Origin of the sequence: Phragmitibacter flavus (assembly GCF_005780165.1) — a bacterium.
In the GTDB taxonomy this organism is placed as follows: Bacteria; Verrucomicrobiota; Verrucomicrobiia; order Verrucomicrobiales; family Verrucomicrobiaceae; genus Phragmitibacter; species Phragmitibacter flavus.
Genome location: NZ_VAUV01000004.1, coordinates 365,757 through 386,219, shown reverse-complemented (window position 1 = coordinate 386,219; position 20,463 = coordinate 365,757). Strand labels below are relative to the sequence as shown.

The 20,463-nt window shown below is 57.5% G+C and carries 17 protein-coding genes; 7 read left to right on the top strand and 10 right to left on the bottom strand.

Annotated elements, in window-relative coordinates; translation table 11 throughout:
• Nucleotides 1-192: 192 nt before the first annotated feature.
• Both FEM03_RS06780 and FEM03_RS06775 read left to right on the top strand, forming a co-directional pair.
• Nucleotides 193-408, top strand: coding sequence for a transposase (locus FEM03_RS06780; RefSeq protein WP_138085426.1), 216 nt, complete (start codon nucleotides 193-195; stop codon nucleotides 406-408).
• 156 nt (nucleotides 409-564) lie between these two features.
• Complete coding sequence (locus tag FEM03_RS06775) at nucleotides 565-1,344, top strand: IS3 family transposase (protein ID WP_138085425.1); 780 nt, start codon at nucleotides 565-567, stop codon at nucleotides 1,342-1,344.
• A 108-nt stretch (nucleotides 1,345-1,452) separates the two neighbouring features.
• On the opposite strand, the gene FEM03_RS06770 is transcribed toward FEM03_RS06775, so the two are convergent.
• From FEM03_RS06770 to FEM03_RS06755, 4 genes are all read right to left on the bottom strand, one after another.
• Nucleotides 1,453-2,532: a zinc-dependent alcohol dehydrogenase gene (locus FEM03_RS06770; RefSeq protein ID WP_138085424.1), complete on the bottom strand. Its 1,080-nt coding sequence runs from the start codon at nucleotides 2,530-2,532 to the stop codon at nucleotides 1,453-1,455.
• A 101-nt stretch (nucleotides 2,533-2,633) separates the two neighbouring features.
• A complete protein-coding gene (locus FEM03_RS06765) occupies nucleotides 2,634-3,356 on the bottom strand; it encodes a YebC/PmpR family DNA-binding transcriptional regulator (protein ID WP_138085423.1) in 723 nt (240 codons plus the stop codon).
• 134 nt (nucleotides 3,357-3,490) lie between these two features.
• The gene (locus FEM03_RS06760; protein WP_206170903.1) at nucleotides 3,491-4,540 is read right to left on the bottom strand and encodes an agmatine deiminase family protein; all 1,050 of its coding nucleotides are present in this window, start codon (nucleotides 4,538-4,540) and stop codon (nucleotides 3,491-3,493) included.
• A 177-nt stretch (nucleotides 4,541-4,717) separates the two neighbouring features.
• Complete coding sequence (locus FEM03_RS06755; RefSeq protein WP_138085422.1) at nucleotides 4,718-5,584, bottom strand: carbon-nitrogen hydrolase; 867 nt, start codon at nucleotides 5,582-5,584, stop codon at nucleotides 4,718-4,720.
• Nucleotides 5,585-5,715: 131 nt separating this feature from the next.
• On the opposite strand from FEM03_RS06755, the gene FEM03_RS06750 reads away from it, so the two are divergent.
• Nucleotides 5,716-6,342, top strand: coding sequence for a hypothetical protein (locus tag FEM03_RS06750; RefSeq protein WP_138085421.1), 627 nt, complete (start codon nucleotides 5,716-5,718; stop codon nucleotides 6,340-6,342).
• 78 nt (nucleotides 6,343-6,420) lie between these two features.
• Nucleotides 6,421-7,656, top strand: a complete 1,236-nt coding sequence (locus FEM03_RS06745) for an alpha/beta hydrolase family protein (protein WP_138085420.1) — start codon at nucleotides 6,421-6,423, stop codon at nucleotides 7,654-7,656.
• 2 nt (nucleotides 7,657-7,658) lie between these two features.
• Here the strand turns inward: FEM03_RS06745 and FEM03_RS06740 are convergent, their stop codons facing one another.
• The 3 genes from FEM03_RS06740 to FEM03_RS06730 are packed head-to-tail and all read right to left on the bottom strand — an operon-like array spanning nucleotide 7,659 to nucleotide 11,155.
• Nucleotides 7,659-8,816 carry a winged helix-turn-helix domain-containing protein gene (locus FEM03_RS06740; RefSeq protein WP_138085446.1) on the bottom strand — a complete coding sequence of 386 codons (1,158 nt, stop codon included), beginning with the start codon at nucleotides 8,814-8,816 and terminating at the stop codon, nucleotides 7,659-7,661.
• Between the two features lie 11 nt (nucleotides 8,817-8,827).
• Entirely contained in the window at nucleotides 8,828-9,292 is a 465-nt protein-coding gene (locus FEM03_RS06735) for an SRPBCC domain-containing protein (RefSeq protein WP_166442679.1), read from the bottom strand.
• 60 nt (nucleotides 9,293-9,352) lie between these two features.
• Nucleotides 9,353-11,155: a sulfatase-like hydrolase/transferase gene (locus FEM03_RS06730; protein WP_240772688.1), complete on the bottom strand. Its 1,803-nt coding sequence runs from the start codon at nucleotides 11,153-11,155 to the stop codon at nucleotides 9,353-9,355.
• Between the two features lie 504 nt (nucleotides 11,156-11,659).
• Here FEM03_RS06730 and FEM03_RS06725 point away from each other — a divergent pair.
• The 3 genes from FEM03_RS06725 to pta all read left to right on the top strand — a co-directional run bounded on the left by FEM03_RS06725 (nucleotide 11,660) and on the right by pta (nucleotide 15,791).
• Nucleotides 11,660-12,322 carry a hypothetical protein gene (locus FEM03_RS06725; protein WP_138085418.1) on the top strand — a complete coding sequence of 221 codons (663 nt, stop codon included), beginning with the start codon at nucleotides 11,660-11,662 and terminating at the stop codon, nucleotides 12,320-12,322.
• Nucleotides 12,323-12,497: 175 nt separating this feature from the next.
• Nucleotides 12,498-13,679: an acetate kinase gene (locus FEM03_RS06720; protein WP_240772687.1), complete on the top strand. Its 1,182-nt coding sequence runs from the start codon at nucleotides 12,498-12,500 to the stop codon at nucleotides 13,677-13,679.
• A gap of 15 nt (nucleotides 13,680-13,694) precedes the next feature.
• Nucleotides 13,695-15,791: a phosphate acetyltransferase gene (gene pta, locus FEM03_RS06715; RefSeq protein WP_138085416.1), complete on the top strand. Its 2,097-nt coding sequence runs from the start codon at nucleotides 13,695-13,697 to the stop codon at nucleotides 15,789-15,791.
• A gap of 17 nt (nucleotides 15,792-15,808) precedes the next feature.
• Here pta and FEM03_RS06710 read toward each other — a convergent pair whose 3' ends face one another.
• The 3 genes from FEM03_RS06710 to FEM03_RS06700 are packed head-to-tail and all read right to left on the bottom strand — an operon-like array spanning nucleotide 15,809 to nucleotide 20,307.
• On the bottom strand, nucleotides 15,809-17,233 hold the full coding sequence (locus tag FEM03_RS06710) for a sulfatase (RefSeq protein ID WP_206170901.1): 1,425 nt from the start codon (nucleotides 17,231-17,233) through the stop codon (nucleotides 15,809-15,811).
• 18 nt (nucleotides 17,234-17,251) lie between these two features.
• Nucleotides 17,252-18,826: an arylsulfatase gene (locus FEM03_RS06705; protein WP_138085415.1), complete on the bottom strand. Its 1,575-nt coding sequence runs from the start codon at nucleotides 18,824-18,826 to the stop codon at nucleotides 17,252-17,254.
• Nucleotides 18,827-18,852: 26 nt separating this feature from the next.
• Nucleotides 18,853-20,307, bottom strand: a complete 1,455-nt coding sequence (locus tag FEM03_RS06700; protein ID WP_138085414.1) for a sulfatase-like hydrolase/transferase — start codon at nucleotides 20,305-20,307, stop codon at nucleotides 18,853-18,855.
• Between the last annotated feature and the right edge of the window lie 156 nt (nucleotides 20,308-20,463).

Here is a 20,463-nt window from a genome sequence, read left to right as displayed (position 1 = left end):
GTGCATTTCCAGTGGTGAGCGCTGAATCTCAGACGGTGAGCCTTCAATGATCAAGAAAGCTCGATGGCATTCTACAGCGCATCATAAGAAATCGGCAAGTGAGAGTCTCTTCGAGGAAACAAAGTTCTGATCCCCGGAAAATCGGACATGGTGAAGTGCTAGTCGAGTGGTTAAATTAACCACAAGACGACCATGAGAAAAAGACACAGTGTAGAACAGATCATCAAGACATTGAAACAGGTGGAGGGCGGTGCCCGGTTAGCGGACATCTGCCGGGAACTCAACATCAGCGAGCAGACCTTCTATCGTTGGAAGCGCAAATACGGCGGAATGGATCAGAGCGAGGCGAGAAGGCTCGAAGACCTTGAGGAGGAAAATAGTCGACTCAAACGGCTGGTGGCTGACTAGGCGCTGGACATCCAAATCCTTAAGGAGGTAAACTCAAAAAAGTGGCGGGCCCCATGCAACGCAAATTGGCCGTGGGTCATGTGGTGAGCTTGGGCATGTGTGGGGTGAGGCGTGCGAGCCTTGCGCTTGGGGTGGCACGTTCGACGTGTTATCGTGATGTGCAGGTGTCGCCCCAGCGGGCACACAGCGAGGCGCTGCTTGGTGTGCCTGAGTCGGCAGCATCCTACGTTGGGGGCACGCAAGGTGGCTGCGATGGTGGAGCTTGAACACGGAGAAGTGGTCAACCACAAGCGAGCAGCGCGTTTGAGAAGGGTGCATGGATTGCATGCATCACGGCGAGGCCGCAAGCGACGACGGCTGGTGAGGGGCGTAAGCAAGCGGCAGGTGGCTGAAGAGCGTGACGAGGTGTGGAGTTACGACTTCATCCACGATGCGACAGCGGATGGGCGCGGTGTGCGAGTGTTATCCATCGTGGACGAATGCAGTCGTGAGTGCCTGCTGTTGGAGGCGTCCCGGAGCTTTCCTGCACAACGGGTCATTGATGCACTGGAAAAGGTGCTGATGACCACCGGGCGTTGTCCCAGGTATTTGCGCAGCGACAATGGCCCCGAGTTCATCTCCAAAGCGGTGAAAGAGTGGTTGGAACAAGCAGGGGTTCAAAGTGCCTACATTGAGCCCGGAGCACCGTGGGAGAACGGTTACGTGGAGAGTTTTCACGCGAGTCTGCGCAGCGAGTTGTTGGATCGCGAACTGTTCTTCGATCTGGAAGAGGTGCAGGCGATGGCGGAAGACTGGCGTGGGTTTTACAATCATCGTCGACCGCACGGCTCATTGAACTATGTGCCCCCGGTGCGCCACCAGCAGCAAGCTTCGCTTCAGGCATCCGCTTCGCATGTTGCCGGACAAACTAGTCAATCATCCTTGAAGCAAAAATAACCGACCATCGACTAACACTCAAGCAGGTCCGAACTCTGGGGAAAAAACAATGTTGATGCGTTCCCAATCCGACAGCAAGGCACCATCAGTCGTGCAATCCTGCAAGCTTTACCCCGCCACAACCTCGCAGGTCGGTGTCAAAATTACCTTCAACAATCCATTTCCGGGTTGTTTTGCCTTGTGGAACCAATCAGCCCCTTCGCTTAACGGGGCCACCACACTTAGCAAAGGCTCCACGTTGATGCTGCCATCCTGAATCCGCTCAATTGCTTCCGGATACTCTCCGGCACAAGCGCACGAGCCCTTCAACGTCAACTGCCGAGTCACCACTTCCTGCAACGGAAGCCCCACGTTCGGTTGCAAATTCCCCACCAACACCACCGTGCCCCCTTTGCGCACACTCTTGATGGCCAGTTCCACCGGCGGTGCCGCACCCACTACTTCAAAAGCTGCATCCACCCCGTCGCCACCACCCAATGCCTTCAGCTTCGCCAAAACGCCGACCTCCTTCGCATTAAAGACCTCTTCAGCACCCAACTGCTTCGCCAACGCCAGCCGCCCGTCATCCAAATCAACCGCAAAAACGCGCTGCCAGCCCCGCGCCTTCAATGCCTGCACCACCAGAAGTCCAATCAATCCCACGCCCACCACCACCGCACATTGCTGACGCAACACGGGAGCAGTCGTCCCACCATTCGGCGTCGGTGCCAGATTCACCGCATGCAACGCAATCGCCACCGGCTCCGCAAACGCCGCCTTCTCATACCCCAAGCCCTCCGGCAAAGGATACAAAATGTGCTGCGGCAAAACCACATACTCCGCAAAACATCCATGCCGACGGTAATCTCCGCACGAGACCCCCAAAACCTTGCGACCCTCGCTCAGATTCAAAAAACCTGCAGCCGTGTCTGGCGAATTCGCATCATACTCCGTCGAATCAAACGTCACGCGATCCCCCACTTTCCAACCACTTACCCCTTCACCAAGTTCAACCACCTCCCCCGCCGCCTCATGCCCCATAATGATCGGCGGAATGCGTCGTCCACTGCGACCGTCCATCCCATGCAAATCGCTGCCGCAGATCCCGCAGGCATGCACCTTGACCAACACCTCGTTCACCCCTGGCGTTGGCTGCGGAGCATCACCAAATTCAAAAGTCGACGGAGCAATCAGAGTAAGCGCTTTCATGGGAAAAGAAGGACTCTAAGTTGAACACGCAATTCAGATCATCGCAACCTTCCAGTCAAGAGCCATCCGACCTTGAGTCAGGCGCTCCCAGCCCATCCAGCCTACTTCAACGCCGCATACACCCGGTGCACATCGGGATGACCGTCCAGTGCCTGCAAAAAGTTCACCACCTCTTCCCGCTGCGGATCGCTCAGGTCGGGATAGTCCTTCGGCTGATGGTGCAACTCCGATGTCGTGACCTGCCAACCAGCCGCCTGCAGCGTCTTGGTGACCGCATCCAGCCTGGTCGTCTCACAGAAAAACCGGCCCCCAATCCTGCCCGTTTCCACATCCTCCGCATCCAGTGGCTCCACATTATCCGCGTCCGCCTCAAGCGCCGCCGTCTCCAAATCAATCCCTGCATCAGTATGTTGCGCCTCGATCAAACCCACATGCTCGAACATCCAGCCCACGGAGCCTGGTGTTCCCAAATTTCCCGCCTTGAACAGCATCCGAACCTCTGACGAAGTGCGGTTGTTGTTGTCCGTCAAACATTCCACCATCACCGGAACCCGATGCGGCGTGAATCCCTCAAACACCACCGTCTGGTATTGAATCGCATCCGCCCCGGTTCCCGAAGCCTTCGCAATCGCCCGCTCAATGGTGTCACGCGTCACACTCTGCTTCTTGGCCACCGCAATCGCCGCCGCCAGCCGCGCGTTGAACTCCGGTGTAGCTCCTCCTAGCTTCACCGCCACCTGGATCTCACGCACCAGCTTGCCCACAATCTTGCCCTTCTGGTCAGCCGCCAGCTCCCGCCACTTTTGTTTCCATTGAGCACCCATGGTGTAGAAAAAATTAAAAAGTTGGAAATGAAGAATTACAAATGATCCGAGCCCTCATTTTGGCCATTTTCACTGCCAATAATCAAGCGCCAATCCCTTCATTCCGCATTCCGAACTCCCAAATCCAAATTCCATCATCCCTTCGGCTGCTGTTGCGAGATGCAATGCAACGCACCGCCCTCCATCACCAGCTTCGAACACTCCACGCCAATCACTTCGCGACCAGGGAACAGCTCCCCAATGATGCCCTGTGCCAGCTTGTCCTTCTTCGCCTGACGGAAAATCGGCACCAGCACCAACCCATTCACAATCAGAAAATTCGCATAGCTCGCCGGCAGGCGCTCCAACCGCCAGTTCTTCTTCGGCGTCAACGCATTCGGCATCGGCAGTTCAATGATCTCCACCTTGCTGCCATCCTCCGTGCGCAAGTCTTCCAGCTTCTCCTTGTTCTCCGCCAGAGTCTTGTAATTCGCATCCCCGGAGTGCGACTCCACCGCCGTCAGCACACAATCCTTGCGCACAAACCGTGTGATGTCATCCACATGCCCGTCCGTGTCGTCCCCCTCAATGCCCTTGCCCAGCCAGAACACCGTCTTCACCCCGAGGTGCTTTTTCAGCTCCTCTTCAATTTGCTTTTTGCTCCAGCCAGGGTTGCGGTTTTTGTTCAACAACACCGCTTCCGTCGTGATCAACACCCCATGACCATTGGTCTCAATCGCCCCGCCCTCAAGAATCATCTTCGAAGCAAAACGCTTCAACTTCAACGCATCCGCCACCTTCTGCGGGATCTGATTGTCGAGATCGAACGGCGGAAACTTCCCGCCCCACGCATTAAATCCCCAATCCGTCACCGCCACTTCACCCGTGGTGTTGTGCTTCACAAAAATCGGACCGTGATCCCGGCACCACACGTCGTTCGTTTCGTGATCAAACATCTCCACCATGCCGAGATCACCCTCGTGATCCATGATGTGCAGACGAATCGCATGATGCTCCGCCTCCGGGGCATTGATGCGCACTTTTTGATGCATCGAAATCAGCGCGGCGATCTCGCCGAACTTTTCCTGAAGCACCTCGAAAGTCTGTGGCGCACTCGCCTTGTTGCAAGGCCAGGACAACCAGGTGGCTTCCTGCGGCTGCCATTCGGCGGGCATGTGATACTGTTCGGGAGTAGAGTCGGGCATGAGTAGATGTCGGGGAGGAATGAAGCGGATTGCCTCATGAAATACAGCGAAACAAGTGCCAGAAGGTTAAAATCTTGAACCTGTTCGCTTCAAGGTGATGGCTCCAATCCGCAGACAATACAAGCGGGATATTGAAGCAACTTTGAGTTGTTCGACACTGTCCGTGAAAAAATGCCATCACTCATTCCCCCATCGCTGCACGATCGGCTGATACGAATCAATCCTGCGATCCCGGAAAAACGGCCAGATCCGGCGAAAATCCTCCACCTCCTTCAATTCTACCGGCACGATCAATACCTCCTCGTCCTTTCGCGACGCCTTCGCGACGATCTCGCCATACGGATTCGCCACAAACGACTGCCCCCAGAACTCCGTCTCCTCCTCAAATCCCACCCGGTTTACCGCTGCCACAAAACAACCGTTTGCCACCGCATGCCCGCGCTGCACCGTCTCCCACGCACAATGCTGGGCCTTGCCCAATTCATCCTTCTCACTCGCCAGCCAGCCAATCGCCGTCGGATAAAACAGAATGTCCGCCCCCTGCATCGCCGTCAGCCGCGCCGCCTCCGGATACCACTGATCCCAACACACCAGCACCCCGATGTTGCCATGTTTTGTGCGCCAAACCCGATACCCCGTATCCCCTGGCGTGAAATAAAATTTCTCGTTGAACCCCGGATCCTCTGGGATGTGCATCTTCCGATACTTGCCCATATAAGTCCCGTCCGCGTCAATGATCGCCGCTGTGTTGTGATACAGCCCCGCCGCACGTTTTTCAAAAAGCGACGCCACAATCACCACATTCAACTCCTTCGCCAGCGCACTTAAGTCTTCCGTCGTCTTGCCTGGAATCGGCTCTGCCAGATCGAACAATTCCGTGTCCTCGCGCTTGCAGAAATACGGCGTCAAAAACAACTCCTGCAAACACACAATCTTCGCCCCCTTCGCCGCCGCCTCACGCACCAAGGTCATCGTGCGCTGTAAATTATCCACCTTGTCATCCGTGGCGTGGGTCTGAATCAATCCGAGGTTTACCGTGCTCATCCTCCATTGATCCCCCAACGCCACCCCAGATGCAAATGACGAATTCTCCACCGCGACAACTTCCGTCACATCCTCCCGCCTGCCCACATGAAATCCTCAGCCGCGCAAATCATCCACCCGCGCCATCCATCATGAAATCGAAAGCCAACCGTCTCAGCATCCTCCTGCTCTTCATCACCGTCGGACTTGTCAGCACAAAAACCCAGGCCCAGCTCTACAGCCCAGCTGACAAAATCAACCGCGTCACCACCCCTACCAATCCTCCCGTCGTTCAAGCCATCCCCCGCCCCGACCTCTTCCCCTTCGCCGTCAGCGCCCAACACGTCTACACCGGCACTTACTTCCGCGAATACGACGTCACCTCCTACGTCGCCAACATCGGCAATGCTGATGCCACCGGCGTCCACGGCTGGTTCGGCATGAGGGTCATCGCCAGCACCGATCCCGACAAATATCCCGTCGGCAAAACCTGTTACATTGGCTATACCGAATTTGGTGCAGTTCCTTCCTACGACTACGCGGAATCAAATTTCGGCGGTTTTTCCATTCCCCTTTCCGTGACCAAATGTGAGGTCGTCCTCGTCATCGACCGGCCCCTCGAATCCTTCGACGACACCTGGCTCAACGACACCGGCGACCTCTACCGTGGCAGCATCCTGGAGTCCGACGAAGACAACAACATCAGCGCCCCCCAACTCTACGACTTCACCTTCAAAGCCCAAAAATCCTCCAAAGCCACCCGCGTCCTCGTCAAATAAACCTCCCGCCTCCTCTTTCCAACCCACCAAAAGAAACGCCGCCCCCGCTGCGTTTCTTTTTTTACGTCCACGAATCCCATGATCATCCCACGCCTCTTTCTCCTCGTTATCTGCCTGTTCCCCAGCCTCCTCAGTGCTGCGGAAACCCCCTGGGATCTCAAGAAACTCTCCACGCCACCCTCCCTCCAATGGCTCGCCACGGACGCCCCCGTCCACAGCCTCACCTATTCCGGCGAACCCTATCACGGCAGACCCACCAGCGTCTTCGCCTACTACGCCTCGCCCGCCACCCTCGAAAAACGCACGCCAACCGCTGAAGAAAAAGGCAAGTTTCCCGCCATCGTCCTCATCCACGGCGGCGGCGGCACCGCTTTTAAAGTCTGGGCCGAACTGTGGGCCCGACGCGGATACGCCGCCATCGCCATGGACCTCGCCGGTTCCCGACCCGACGAAACCGATCCAAAAAAACGCACCCGCTTGCCCGATGGCGGCCCCGAACAATCGCACGTCGAAAAATTTAAAACCCTCAACACTGAAGACCTCACCGACGACTGGTCCTACCATGCCGTCGCCAACGGCATCCTCGCCCACTCCCTTCTCCTCAGCTTACCCGAAGTGGACAAAACCCGCACCGCCGTCACCGGCATTTCCTGGGGCGGCTACACCACCTGCATTGTCTCTTCCGTCGACTCCCGATTCAAAGCCGCCGTCCCCGTTTATGGTTGCGGATTCCTCAATGAAAACAGCACCTGGCTTAAAGACTTCGAAGGCATTGGCCCAGACCAAACCGCACGCTGGGTCAAACTCTACGATCCCGGCAGCTGGCTCAAACAAAGCCAGGTCCCCACCTTCTTCGTCAACGGCACCAACGATTTTGCCTATCCCCTCGACAGCTACATGAAAAGCTACAACGCCGTCCCCGCCGCCAAAAACATCCGCATCCAGGTCAACATGCCCCACGGCCACGAATCCGGCTGGGCGCCCCAAGAAATCGGCCTCTATGTCGACCACGCCCTCCATCTGCGCTCCGCCAAACCCCTTCCGAAAATCGCCGACCTGCCCACCATCAAAGACAACACCATCACCGCCACCGTCGCCAGCGTCACCCCACTCACCAAAGCCGAACTCCATTACGCCCTTCCCGGCGACCCCGCCCTTCCCATCAATAAACGCGTCTGGACCACCGTCCCTGCCGTGATCAGCGAAAACCAACTGCTCACCGCCCCCGCCCCACCCGCCGGAGCCGACCTCTATTTCTTCACCGTCACCGATGACCGCAAAGCCACCATCAGCTCCCCCGTCGTCATCCGTTGATTCTAGTTCCCCAGCTGAAACCGCTCAAAATCATCCAGAGCCGCCTCGATAGCCGGTCGATGGATGCTGTCTGCCCCATTCCCAACCCAGTGCCACTGTTGAATACACAGCTTCTGATTCTGGCGATCCGTTTTTAAATCGATCGCCGCCACCACCTCATCCCTCACAAGCACCGGCAACGCGAAATAACCAAACCGTCGCTTCTCCTTCGGTAGATAAGCCTCAAACACATGCTCGTAGCCAAAAAATCGCTGCAAGCGTTTGCGTTGGATGATCAACGGATCAAATGGCGACAACAAACGCGCCACAGGCTCCATCTCCTCGAACCGCCGCTCCAGCCACCCAGGCTCCATCCAATACTCCGTCTTTTCATCCCCCTCCAGTGCCACCCTCACCAAACTGCCACGCCGAACCCGCGCATCAATCACCTTGCGCACCGCCGCTTTACGCCCGGCATTGAGATGACAAATCGAATCCAAACTCACCACCCCTTGGGCTTGCAAAGCACGATCCAATAAATAACCCATCGTCTCGGTTGTCGAAGCGGCCTTCGGCAATTTCTCCCCGCCAAAGTGACGCTCCATCAGCTCATACGTCTTCAACATCCCCCGGCGCTCGCTGATCGCCAGCAGCCCATTGTAAAAACCCAACTGCAACGCCTTCTGGGAAGGCTTGCGACTTGCCCACAGATGAGTCTTGTCCACCAACACCGCATCGTCCATATCCCGAATCGAAAGCGGCCCCTGCGCCTTGATCTGCCCAATCACCCCGCGCAACTCCTGCGGCGTCACCGCGCCCAACCAGGTTCCTGTGTTCTTGCGATGCTGCTTCATCGCTCCCACAAAAAATCGCAGATCTCTCGTCGGCACATAAGCCAGCGCGTGGGTCCAATACTCAAACACCGTCTTATCCACGCTCTGCGCCTGACGTAAATGTCCCCGTTCATAACTCGGAATTCGCGAATGCAGAATGTGATGATGGCAGCGCTCAATCACGTGGATCGTGTCAATCTGCACATATCCCAGATGCTCCACCGCCAGTCGTGTCGCCTCCGCCCCACCACCAAAAGGCGCATGAACATCAAGTCCCTGCGCATGCAACCACACCCGTCGCGCCTGCCTTTGACTTAGCGGATAAGGATGAGCCATCGCCCGCGACATAACCCGAAAAATCACCGGCCTTCTTCCACCACCTTCTTCAACCCCGACATGATGATCGGCCACCCCCCCGAGATATCCGCCCGCGTTTGATTCTCCTCCGTAAAACCCGAGTGGACCAGTTTCAGAATCGTCTCATCCCCATCTCTCCGAATTGCATAAGACACCACGGTGTCGGGATCCCCCTCCGCCCCATCTCGCAGTTGTGGCCCAAATCGAAAAGTATGAACCCATCGATCAGGCTTTCTGACCTCCAACACCTCTCCGGAAATCATCACTTCATCCGCATTCCCGAATAAAATTTCCCCGCCGGTTTTCATCTCCAGCTTCAACGGTGGCGCCAGATAATACTTTTTAACCTGCTCAACCTCGGTCAACGCATCCCAAACTTCCTCTTCGCTCGCTCTCAGACGCACTTCCTGAACAAAATCGAAATCAGATTCCTTATCACCATCTCCATTCGTCTGGGTCGTGCTCATATGAAGCAATAAACTACCGCAATGCGACAACGCGAAAAGCTTCATTCAAAGATTCTCACGCTATTCCATCAATCTCAGCGTCACCCTCCTAACGTCCATCACGCCCTTCCCCGGTATCTTCAGCGCCCGTAACATCAAATCCCCCGCGCCCTTCTCCAGCTCCATCACCCCCAACTTCAGCTCCTTGAACTCTTTCATCGACGACTCTCCGTCCGGTCTCGGTAAAGTGTCCTGATTCGTAAAAAGCGGCGGATCCCACGCCTCCGTCACCTTGCCAGTCAACCTGCTTCCCCCCAAAGCCAGCTCCACTTCGGCGCCCTCGTCTCCCACGGCACAGGTATGATCGATCACCACCTCATACCGCCCGGCCGTCTGCACTTCCACCTTCCACACCATCCGGTCATCCAACGATGTCCAGTTCACAAAATACGAACAATTCGGAGCCTTGCTGCTGCGCTTCAACGCTCCCAACGGCTCCCCATCCCGGGCTGGCAACATCGTGATTGGAAACTCCCGATACCCCACTCCAATCAACCTCGGGTCGACCGCATTGGCCCCTGCTGCCTTCGCCTCATCGAATCCCATCTCCACCTTCCCCGCGTTCACTTCATCCAGCAACTTCGCCTCAACCTCGGGCTTGCGATCATTCACTGCCACCAGCTGCCCCGGATCGGCCACCATGTCAAAAAGCTGACCCTTCTCATCCAGCCGATACCGCTGCGTCCTCGCGCTCACCTTCCTCCCCCAGGTTGAAAAAATCGTCCGTTCCGGCCATGCCTCTTTGCCTCCATTGCCCGTCATCAAAGGACTCAAATCCCGCCCATCCAACACCTTGTCACCCACCCGTTTGATCCCCGCCATCGAAACCAACGTTGGCAACAAATCCATCGCCCCCGCAATCTCCTCCACCCTTCCTCCTTTCACCACCTTCTCCGGCCACTTCACCAACAACGGCGACCTCACCGATCCTTCATCTACCCCGCCTTTCTTCCCTTTCATCCCGCCGTTCCAACGATGCCCGTTCGGCCCATTGTCCGAGAAATAAACCACAATGGTGTTCTTGCTCAATCCCAACGCCTCCAACTTGTCCAACACCCTGCCAACATTCCAATCCTGATTCTCCACCATTGCCAGAGCACAGCGCGTTTCGTCCGCCACCTCCTTCTCGACATCCGTTCCCCGCTGAGGCAACTCCCGGCCCTTCCACCTCTCCCAGTCTTCATCCGTCGCCTTCCATGGACTGTGCGGTGTCGTAAACGGCACGAAACAAAAAAACGGCTTCGCCTGGTTTCGCTCGATGAACTCCAGCGCCTTGTCCGTGCACACATCCACGATATAACCCTTCGTCCTCACCATCTCCCCATTCTCCTCCAGCGGTGCGTCCACATACTCCCCCCAATGCCCTGAAGTGTGTCCAAAATATTCATCAAATCCCCGCGCCGTTGGATGATACGGCCACTGACTCCCATTGTGCCACTTGCCAAACGCCCCCGTCGCATAACCCGCCGCCTTGAACGCATCCGCGACTGTCTTCTCGTCCACATTCAACCGTTCCTGCCCCGTCGAAACCCCACGCACTCCCGTCCGCAAATAATAACGCCCGGTCAGAAACTCTGCCCGTGTCGGCGAACAAACCGGACAAACATAAAACCTCTCAAAAGAAACCCCGTCCCGACCAATCGAATCAATCCTCGGCGTCTTCACCATCTCATTTCCATTGATCTCATAGTCCCCCCAACCCGCATCATCCGCCAGAAACACCACCACATTGGGACGGACGGGGCGGACCTCCGAAGCCAGCAGTGATCCCCAAGGCGAAACCATTGCATAAAAGATCCAAACCAACGCCGTGCGCCAATTCATGAGCCCCTGTCTAGAAATGCGTGTCACCACCAACATATCTCCTGAAACTCTGCAACCCTGGTGTTCTTACAAGTTTCAATGGGATCGCGGCACTTATTTATAACTTCGTCTAATATAAAGCAGTAACATGCCACAGCGATAACCTGCACTTAACCACTTGCCGATCAACAGGATGAACGTTGTAAGCCTAAGTCCTTCGGAACTCGTCAAAGCCGCGCGAACTGCTAATTTCTATAATCATTTCCCCGAAATTTGGAGGGGAACCCAAATTTTTCATAGACGCCAATTAAATTTTAAAATTTTTTGCACAATTAGTTTGAACGTTGGCAAGCGTGCATGTAGCTGTATGATAACTAGTCGATAAACGTTAACTTAACCCCTGCTACCCATCTCCCCCCAATGTTTTGATGCGGCCCACTTGACGTTCCTTAAGATTTATTTCGTCACGGTCATTGCCAGTAGATCCATTCATCATCTAATTCAAACTACCCCCAAGCCACGATCATGAAAACTCCTCTCATAACCCTCCTCGCCATTGGTGCTTTCGCTCTTGCCGCCGCACCCGCTGTTGCCCAACAAACCAACGTGGAATTCACTTCGCTGTTGAATGCTCAATCAGGCGTCATTTATTCCCCAGGCCTGAATTCAAGCGCGTTCGGCACCGTCACCGTCGACAGCATCACCAGTGACGTCTCTTTGACCGGTGGCTTTCTTTACAACGATTCAGTCCTCGGAACCAACCACGAAATCCGATTTGCTGAACAGGGCCTCGCCACCGAGTTTTACACACTTACCTTCAGCACTGCGGTGACAGGGCTTGAGTTTGACATCTACTCCCTCGGCTATTATGCGCCCCCTTTGGTGGAACAGGTGGCCACTTGGGATTTCGGACCCAACACATTCACAATGTTGTCTAACGATGGAATTCTGCCTACGACGGTCACTGCAAGCACCATCACCTCTGCGGAAGGCAATGTTCGCATCCGATTCGATGGCCCGATCACTTCGCTGTCTTGGACTCAAACCGCCGATGATGCGTTGTTGGATTTCGCTTATTTCACTGGCGTTACCATGTCGGTTGATTCAGTGTCGGCGGTGCCTGAGCCTTCCGGCATGCTATTGCTCAGCCTTCCAGTATTCTTAGGACTGCTTCGCCGCAGTCGCTGAGTTAACGCCCCGTCTCCTATTCGTTTTAAATCGGACGCATGCCTCGCATGCGTCCTTTTTTTGTGACTTGCTCCCGCTCCCGCGCCCGCTTCAATCCCATGTGTCAAAATCGTTGGAGCGCTGACGGATGGACAAACACCTCACCCCGGGGCATGTGATCTGCTTGATCAACCCCGTGACTGTAAACTTGTCCCACAACATCCTCGTCATCAACTGCGGCAGCTCGTCCCTCAAGTTCGCCGTCATCGATCCCGAAAGCACCCAGGTGCTCATCCAGGGCATCGCCGAACGCCTCAATTCCCCGGATGCTCTATTGAAGGTTCAGCCGCTCGGCAGCCAAGCCATCCCCTACATAAATCACGCCAAAGCCATGGCCGCCATCCTTGCTTCGCTCGGTGACATCCCCATCGCCGGCATCGGCCACCGCGTCGTCCACGGCGGCGAATTCTTCTCCGCCAGTGTCCTGCTCAATGAAGACGCCGTCGCCAAAATCGACGCCTGCCGCGCTCTCGCGCCTCTGCACAATCCCGCCCACGTCACCGGCATCCGCGCCGCCATGGAAAATTTCCCGGAACTCCCGCACGTCGCCGTGTTCGACACCGCCTTCCATCAAACCATGCCCCCGCACGCCTACTTCTACGCGCTGCCCTACGACCTCTACAAAACCCACCAGGTCCGCCGCTACGGCTTCCACGGCACCAGCCATCGTTTCGTCGCCGAACAAGCCGCCACCCTCCTTGATAAGCCCTTCACCGAACTCCAAATCATCACCGCCCACCTCGGCAACGGTTGCAGCGCCTGCGCCATCAAAAACGGCCAGAGCATGGACACCACCATGGGCCTCACCCCCCTCGAAGGCCTCGCCATGGGCACCCGCAGCGGCGATGTCGACCCCAACCTCATCCAATTCCTCGTCGAACAAACCGGACGCGACATTCGTCAAGTCACCGACCTCCTCAATCGCGACAGCGGTCTCCTCGGCCTCTCCGGCCTCAGCAACGACATGCGCACCCTCCTCGAAGCCGCCGACAACGGCCACTCCCGCGCCGAACTCGCCATTGATGTCTTCTGCTACCGACTCGCCAAAGGCATCCTTGGCCTCGCTGCCGCCCTCGACCGCATCGACGCCCTCATCTTCACCGGAGGCATTGGCGAAAACTCCGCCCCTATCCGCGCCCGCACCCTTGCTCACCTAAAAGTCCTCAAACCCACCCTCGACCACGACCTCAACTCGGCCCACGGTCGCCACACCGCCGGTCGCATCACCACCACCGATTCCGCCCTCACTGCCCTCGTCGTCCCCACCAACGAAGAACTCGTCATCGCCCGGGAAACCCAACGCCTTCTCCAACCCTAATCATCTTCCGTCCCCATGCCCCACACCCTTTACCTTACCCCCAGCGGCTCCGGTGCCGGACTCACCTCCCTCGCCCTCGGCCTCGTCCGTGCCCTGGACAAACGCGGCGTGCGCGTCGCCTTCTGCAAACCCATCGGCCAGCCCGAAGGCGGCGACCTCGGCCCCGAACGCTCCACCCACTTCGTCCGCCAGGCCACCTCCCTCAAACCCGCCTCACCCATCCCCCTCGAACAAGCCGAACGCCTTATCTCCTCCGGTCGCGTCGACGAACTCCTCGAACGCGTCGTCGGCATCTACCATCAATCCGCCGCCGATGCCGATGTCGTCATCGTCGAAGGTCTCGTCCACACGCCCGACGACCCCCACGCCGACGACCTCAATCTCCAGCTCGCCAAAACCCTCAGCGCCGAAATCATCCTCGCCGGCTCCCTCGGCAGCCTCACGCTCGACGAATTTGAAGCCCGCCTCGAATACGCCGCCAAACCCTTCGGCGGCATCGATGGCACCGCCGTCATCGGCTGCATCATCAACCGCGTCCCCAACGCCAACAACAAACCTTTCGCGACACTCGTCGACGAACTCCGCGCCCACAGTCGCTTCATCGGCAGCCCCGGCTTCCACCTCATCGGTGCCGTCCCCGAAAACACCGAAATCAGCTCCTGCCGCACCATCGACGTCGCCCGCTACCTCAACGCCACCACGCTCTTTGAAGGCGAAATGAAAACGCGTCGCGTCAAAAAATTCAACCTGCTCGCCCGCACCGTGCCCAACATGCTCAACGCGTTTGTGCCCGGCAACCTTCTCATCACCCCCTCCGACCGCAGCGATGTCATCGTCGCCGCCTGCCTTGCCAGCCTCAACGACATCAACCTCGCCGGCCTCCTGCTCACCGGCGAAACCGAAGTCCCCCCCGGCATCTTCGACCTCTGCCGACCCGCCATCGAAACCGGCCTCCCCATCCTCCACGTCGAATCCAACAGCTGGCACACCGCCACCGACATCGCCAAAATGAGCCACGAGGTCCCCGCCGACGACCTCGAACGCGTCGAGCTCAGCATGGACTTCGTCGCCAGCTACATCGACAGCGCATGGATCGCCACCCACGCCGCCATCCCCATCGAAGCCCGCCTCTCCCCCGCCGCCTTCTGCTTCAAACTCACCGAACTCGCCCGCGCCGCCGACAAACGCATCGTCCTCCCCGAAGGCAACGAACCCCGCACCATCCGCGCCGCCGCCCTCTGCGCCCAGCGCGGCATCGCCCGCTGCGTCCTCATCGGCAACCCCGAAGAAATCCACCGCGTTGCCAAAGGCCAGCAGATCGAACTCCCTGCCAACATCGAAATCCTCGACCCCACCCACATCCGCCAGCACTACGTCAGCCCCCTCGTCGAAATGCGCAAACACAAAGGCCTCACCCCCGAAGCCGCCGCCGACCTCCTCGACGACCATGTCTGGCTCGGCACCGTCATGCTCGCCCTCGGCGAAGTCGACGGTCTCGTCTCCGGTGCCGTTCACTCCACCGCCAACACCATCCGGCCCGCCCTGCAGATCATCAAAACCAAACCCGGTGCCAAGGTTGTCTCCTCCATCTTCTTCATGTGCCTCCCCGACCAGGTCCTCGTTTACGGCGACTGCGCCGTCAATCCCGATCCCGACGCCGAAACCCTCGCCGACATCGCCATTCAAAGCGCCGACTCCGCCATCACCTTCGGCCTCCCAGCACGCGTCGCCATGATCAGCTACTCCACCGGCGAATCCGGAACTGGAGCCGACGTCGACAAAGTCCGCCAGGCCACCCAATTGGCCCAGCAAAAACGTCCCGACCTCCTCCTCGACGGCCCCCTCCAATACGACGCCGCCGCCATCGCCGACGTCGCCGCGTCCAAAGCCCCCAACAGTCCCGTCGCCGGCAAAGCCACCGTGTTCATCTTCCCCGACCTCAACACCGGCAATACCACCTACAAAGCCGTTCAGCGCAGCGCCAACGTCATCAGCATCGGCCCCATGCTGCAAGGCATGAAACGCCCCGTCAACGACCTCTCCCGCGGCGCCCTGGTTGAAGACATCCTCTACACCATCGCCCTCACCGCCATCCAGGCCGGCCAGGAGTAAATCGCATCGATCGACCGCTACCTGCCAGCCTTCTTGTTCGGCTTCGGACGAAATTCCTGCGTCCAATTTTCCTTCACCAGCTTCTTCAAACTGGCCAACCTCTCCGCCTGCGCTGAATCTCCCATCAAATTGATCATCTCCTCCGGGTCCGTCTCATAATCATAAAGCTCCGCTCCCTCCTTCCCGCCTTCCCATTCCGTATACCGATACCGTTCCGTCCGCACACTGTGACCCGCAAACTTCCCTCGCCACACCTGCGTAAACGCCGGCTTGTCCCACTCCGCATCCGGCGCATCCAACAACGGCCGCAAGCTCTTCCCCGCCAAATTCGACGGCGCCTTCACCCCACACAAATCCGCCAGCGTTGGATACAGATCCACCAGTTCCACCACCCGACCCGACTCACCACCGCGCATCTTCTGCCCCGGAGCCGCAATGATCATTGGCACCCTCGCCGAGTTCTCAAACAAACTTTGCTTCTTCCACAATCCGTGCTCCCCCACATGATAACCGTGGTCACTCCAAAACACCACAATCGTGTTGTCCGCCAATCTGTTCTCCTCCAGCGCATCCAGCAACCGGCCCACCTGCGCATCGACAAACGAAATCGTCGCCCAATAAGCCTGCAACGCCTCCCTCGACTGCTCCTCCGTTACCCCAAACCAGGGCCAGGGTTTCGTTGATGCCAGCGCCGCCATAGGCACCTTCTTCAGATACTCCCAAGGCCGCTTCGGCATCCCGACCTTCTCCAACGGATACAATTCAAAATACTTCTTCGGCGCCACATACGGACAATGCGGACGATAAAACCCCGCCGCCACAAAGAATGGCTTATCGCGCTTCTCCTTCATCATTTTGATCACCTCCGTAGCCACCATCCCATCCGTCTGCTCCTCATCCGTCCCTTCGGCTTTGAGAAAACTCAACGAACTCCCCAACCCACGCTTCGGCGTGTGATTAATGATCAACTTCTCCTCCACCTTGTCCCGACCATACGGATTCACCCGCTTATCCCACGACGCCTCATCATCCAACCCGTTCGTGCCGATGTCCCCCGGATTCCCATAGTGATAAATCTTCCCCACCCGCCCCACAAAATACCCCTCATTCCTGAACGCCTGCGACATCGTCACCACTTCTGGCATTACCTCGCGAAAATGTTTTCTCAGATCAAACACCTTGGTTGCATCCGGCCTCAACCCCGTCATCACCGAAGTCCGGCTCGGTGAACAAAGCGGAAACTGACAATACGCCCGGTCAAACCGCGTCCCCATCTTCGCCAACCGGTCAATGTTGGGCGACTTCACCAACGGATGCCCATAACACCCCAGATCGTTGTTCATGTCATCCACCGCAATGAACAGCACATTCGGCTTCGCCGCCCATGAAGACAACCCCACCGACACCAACAACAAAACCATCAGCAATTTTTTCATCTTCATCGCATTCTCCAAGTTCATTCATTTCTTCATACCGCCCTGCAACTCATGAAAAGGCACCACCCCCACCCGCTCTGCCCATCCCTTCCACTTCATCCGCAATTCCTCCACCTTCGCCGCATTTCCCGCACTCACATCCTTCAGCTCCGTCCGATCCTCCTTCAAATCATAGAGCCGCCACTTCAGCCCCTCACGCTTCGACCTCACCAGCTTCCAATCTCCCTCCCGCACCGCCGCATTCCCTTCATGCTCCCAAAACAAGGTCCGCCCCTGCACCTTCTCCCCCTGCAACACCGCCGCCAGACTGCTCCCCTCCATCGGTAAAATCTCCCGCGCTTTCCAGCTCTTCGGATAAGCCGCCCCACACAGCTCCACCAAGGTCGGCATCACATCCACCACATGCCCCACCTCATGCCGCCACTCCCCTCTCGCCTTCAACCCTGCCGGCCAATGCACCACCAACGGCGTCGCGATTCCACCCTCGTGAGTGAAGCTCTTATACAACCGAAATGGCGTGTCACTCGCATTCGCCCAGGCCCTGCCCGCATACACATCTGACTCCAGCGATCCCGGCTCCCCATCCCCATCGCCAAACTTCCCATACACCCCACCTTCATCCGACGCCCCGTTGTCACTCAAGAACATCAACAACGTGTTCTCAAAAACCCCGCGCGCTTTCAAACCCTCCACCAGCACGCCAATCGACTTGTCCAGGCGCTCCACCACCGCCGCATAAATCGCCATGCGCAAATCCAGCTCATCCTTTTGCTGCTCATCCAGCGCCTCCCAGGCCTGCACCGATTCATCACGCGCCGACAAACCCACCCCCTTCATCAAAACCAGCTCCTGCTGCCGCGCATGCCGCTCCTCCCGCACCTTGTCCCATCCCTTTCGATATTTGCCACGAAACCTCGCAATATCTTCCGGCTCCGCCTGCAATGGAAAATGCGGAGCATTGTGTGCCAGATACCAAAAGAACGGTTTCTTCTCCTTCAACGCCTCATCAACAAACTCCAACCCTTTTGATGTCCACGCATCCGTTGAATGCCACCCCTCCGGCGGCGGATTCTCATGATCATACAAGCGCTCATTGCCCGACAAAATCATTCGACCCTTCTTCACTCCGAAATAAGACGCATTGCTCGTCGGCGAACCATAAAAGCGATCAAACCCACGCTGCAACGGCCACATGGACTCATCGCGATCCCCCACATGCCACTTGCCGGTATGCGCCGTAAAATAACCCGCCTCCCGCAACACCTCCGCAAGCGTCACACACCGGTCATTCAACGCCCCGCGATACGCGGGCAAACCGCGATCCTGCGCCATGTGTCCAATGCCCGCCTGATGCGAATACAGTCCCGTCAGCAACGACGCCCGCGACGGACAACAACGTCCCGCATTGTAAAACTGGCTGAACCTCACGCCCTCCGCCGCCAGCCTGTCGAGGTTCGGCGTCGGTATCTCCCCGCCGTAACATCCCACATCCGAAAACCCCATGTCATCCACAAGAATCACCACCACATTCGGACGCTCCTGCGCCTCCACGCCAGTGACCAATCCACCCATCAAAAGCCAAACCAGCCACTTCATCATAAATAGAACCTCCAATAACTGATAACTCAATCCACATCCGGCCACACAAACATCGACCCCGTCAACTCCCGGTAAGCCGCCTCAAGTTTACCCTGCATCTCCTTCAATTTGTCCGGCTGCTCCTGCGCCAGATCCCGCTCCTCTCCCTGGTCCTTCGCAATCTCAAACAGCGAAAAATCCGTCAACACCGCCTGCCGCACCTTCGCTGCCGAACCCTCCGTAACGTTGCTCACTGTCGGCAACTTTCCGCCATTCAGCTTCGCCAGAATCTTCCAGTCCCCCTCCCGCATCGCCACCCGCTGCTCGTTGAGCGCATTGAAGTAGATCCAGAACAACGGCTTCTCCCGCGCCACCTTGCCTCCGTTTAAAGCCGCCATCATGTCCGCCCCGTCCAATGCCAGCCCCTCCGGCAACGACGCCCCCGCCAGCGAGGCAAAGCTCGGCAGAAAATCCAAGGAACTCACCGCCTCATCGCTCACCTGCCCCGGCTTGATCTTCGCCGGCCAGCGCACGATCCCCGGCACCCGGCAACCCGCCTCCGTCGTCCACAACTTCATTCCCCGCAATGGCCCCGGCGTTCCGTAAGAACGGTTGGAAGCCCGATACCGGTTCAATGTCTCCGGCCCGTTGTCACTGCTAAACACCACCACCGTATTCTCCGCCAGCTTCAACCGGTCCAGCGTCGCCATCAGCTCGCCCACCGCCCGGTCCATGTTCTCGACATTGGCAAAATACTCTGCCTCGTCCTCGTTGCGCGCAATCCCCTCATATCCTTTCACCAACTCCGGCGGAGACGCCACCGGCTCATGCGGCTCATGGAACGCCAGATACAAAAAGAACGGTTTTTCCTTCGGCAAAGCCTCGATCCAATCAATCGCCTCACGCGCCGCCAACTGACAGCTATATCCCTCCAGCGGCCCCACCTCGTTGCCATTGCGCACATAATTCACCGGATTCTCGTGCGAAGGCGCCGCATTGTTCTGGGTCGCAAACCAGTGATCAAAGCCCGCCTCCCCAGGCTGTGGCTGTCCCGCCGTATTGAAGTCCGCATTGCAATGCCACTTGCCCGACAGCGCCGTCGCATACCCCGCTTTCTGCAGCACCTGCGGCAACGTCACCTCTTCTTTGCGCATGTGCACCAATGCACGGCTCGCCTTGCCCGACTGATTGCGCTGTTCCACATGCGGAATCCAATCATAAACCCCCGCCCGGTTCGGATTCCTCCCCGTCAACAACCCCACCCGCGAAGGCGAACACACCGGAGCCGCCGAGTAGAAACTGGTCAACCGCATCCCTTCCACCGCCAGCCGGTCGAGATTCGGTGTCTTGATATGCGGATGCCCATAACTAGCCAAGTCTCCCCAACCGAGGTCATCACAAAGGATCACCACAAAATTCGGACGCTCCTCCGCCCGCAAGTTCGGCACGGCAAAAGCGGCCAGACCAACACCCGTCAACATCAGAATTCTCCAGAAGCGCATCCCCGGGAAACGAAGCCATCCATCTCAACCTTTTGTTATTCTTTCAAAAACTCATTTCCCATCGGCAATCCGCACCGGACCAATGCTGGCATTCAGAACTGAGGGTCGCGCCGAGCGGTCAGGGTGCTGCTGCGCCTCATTCATGGGCGCAAGCCA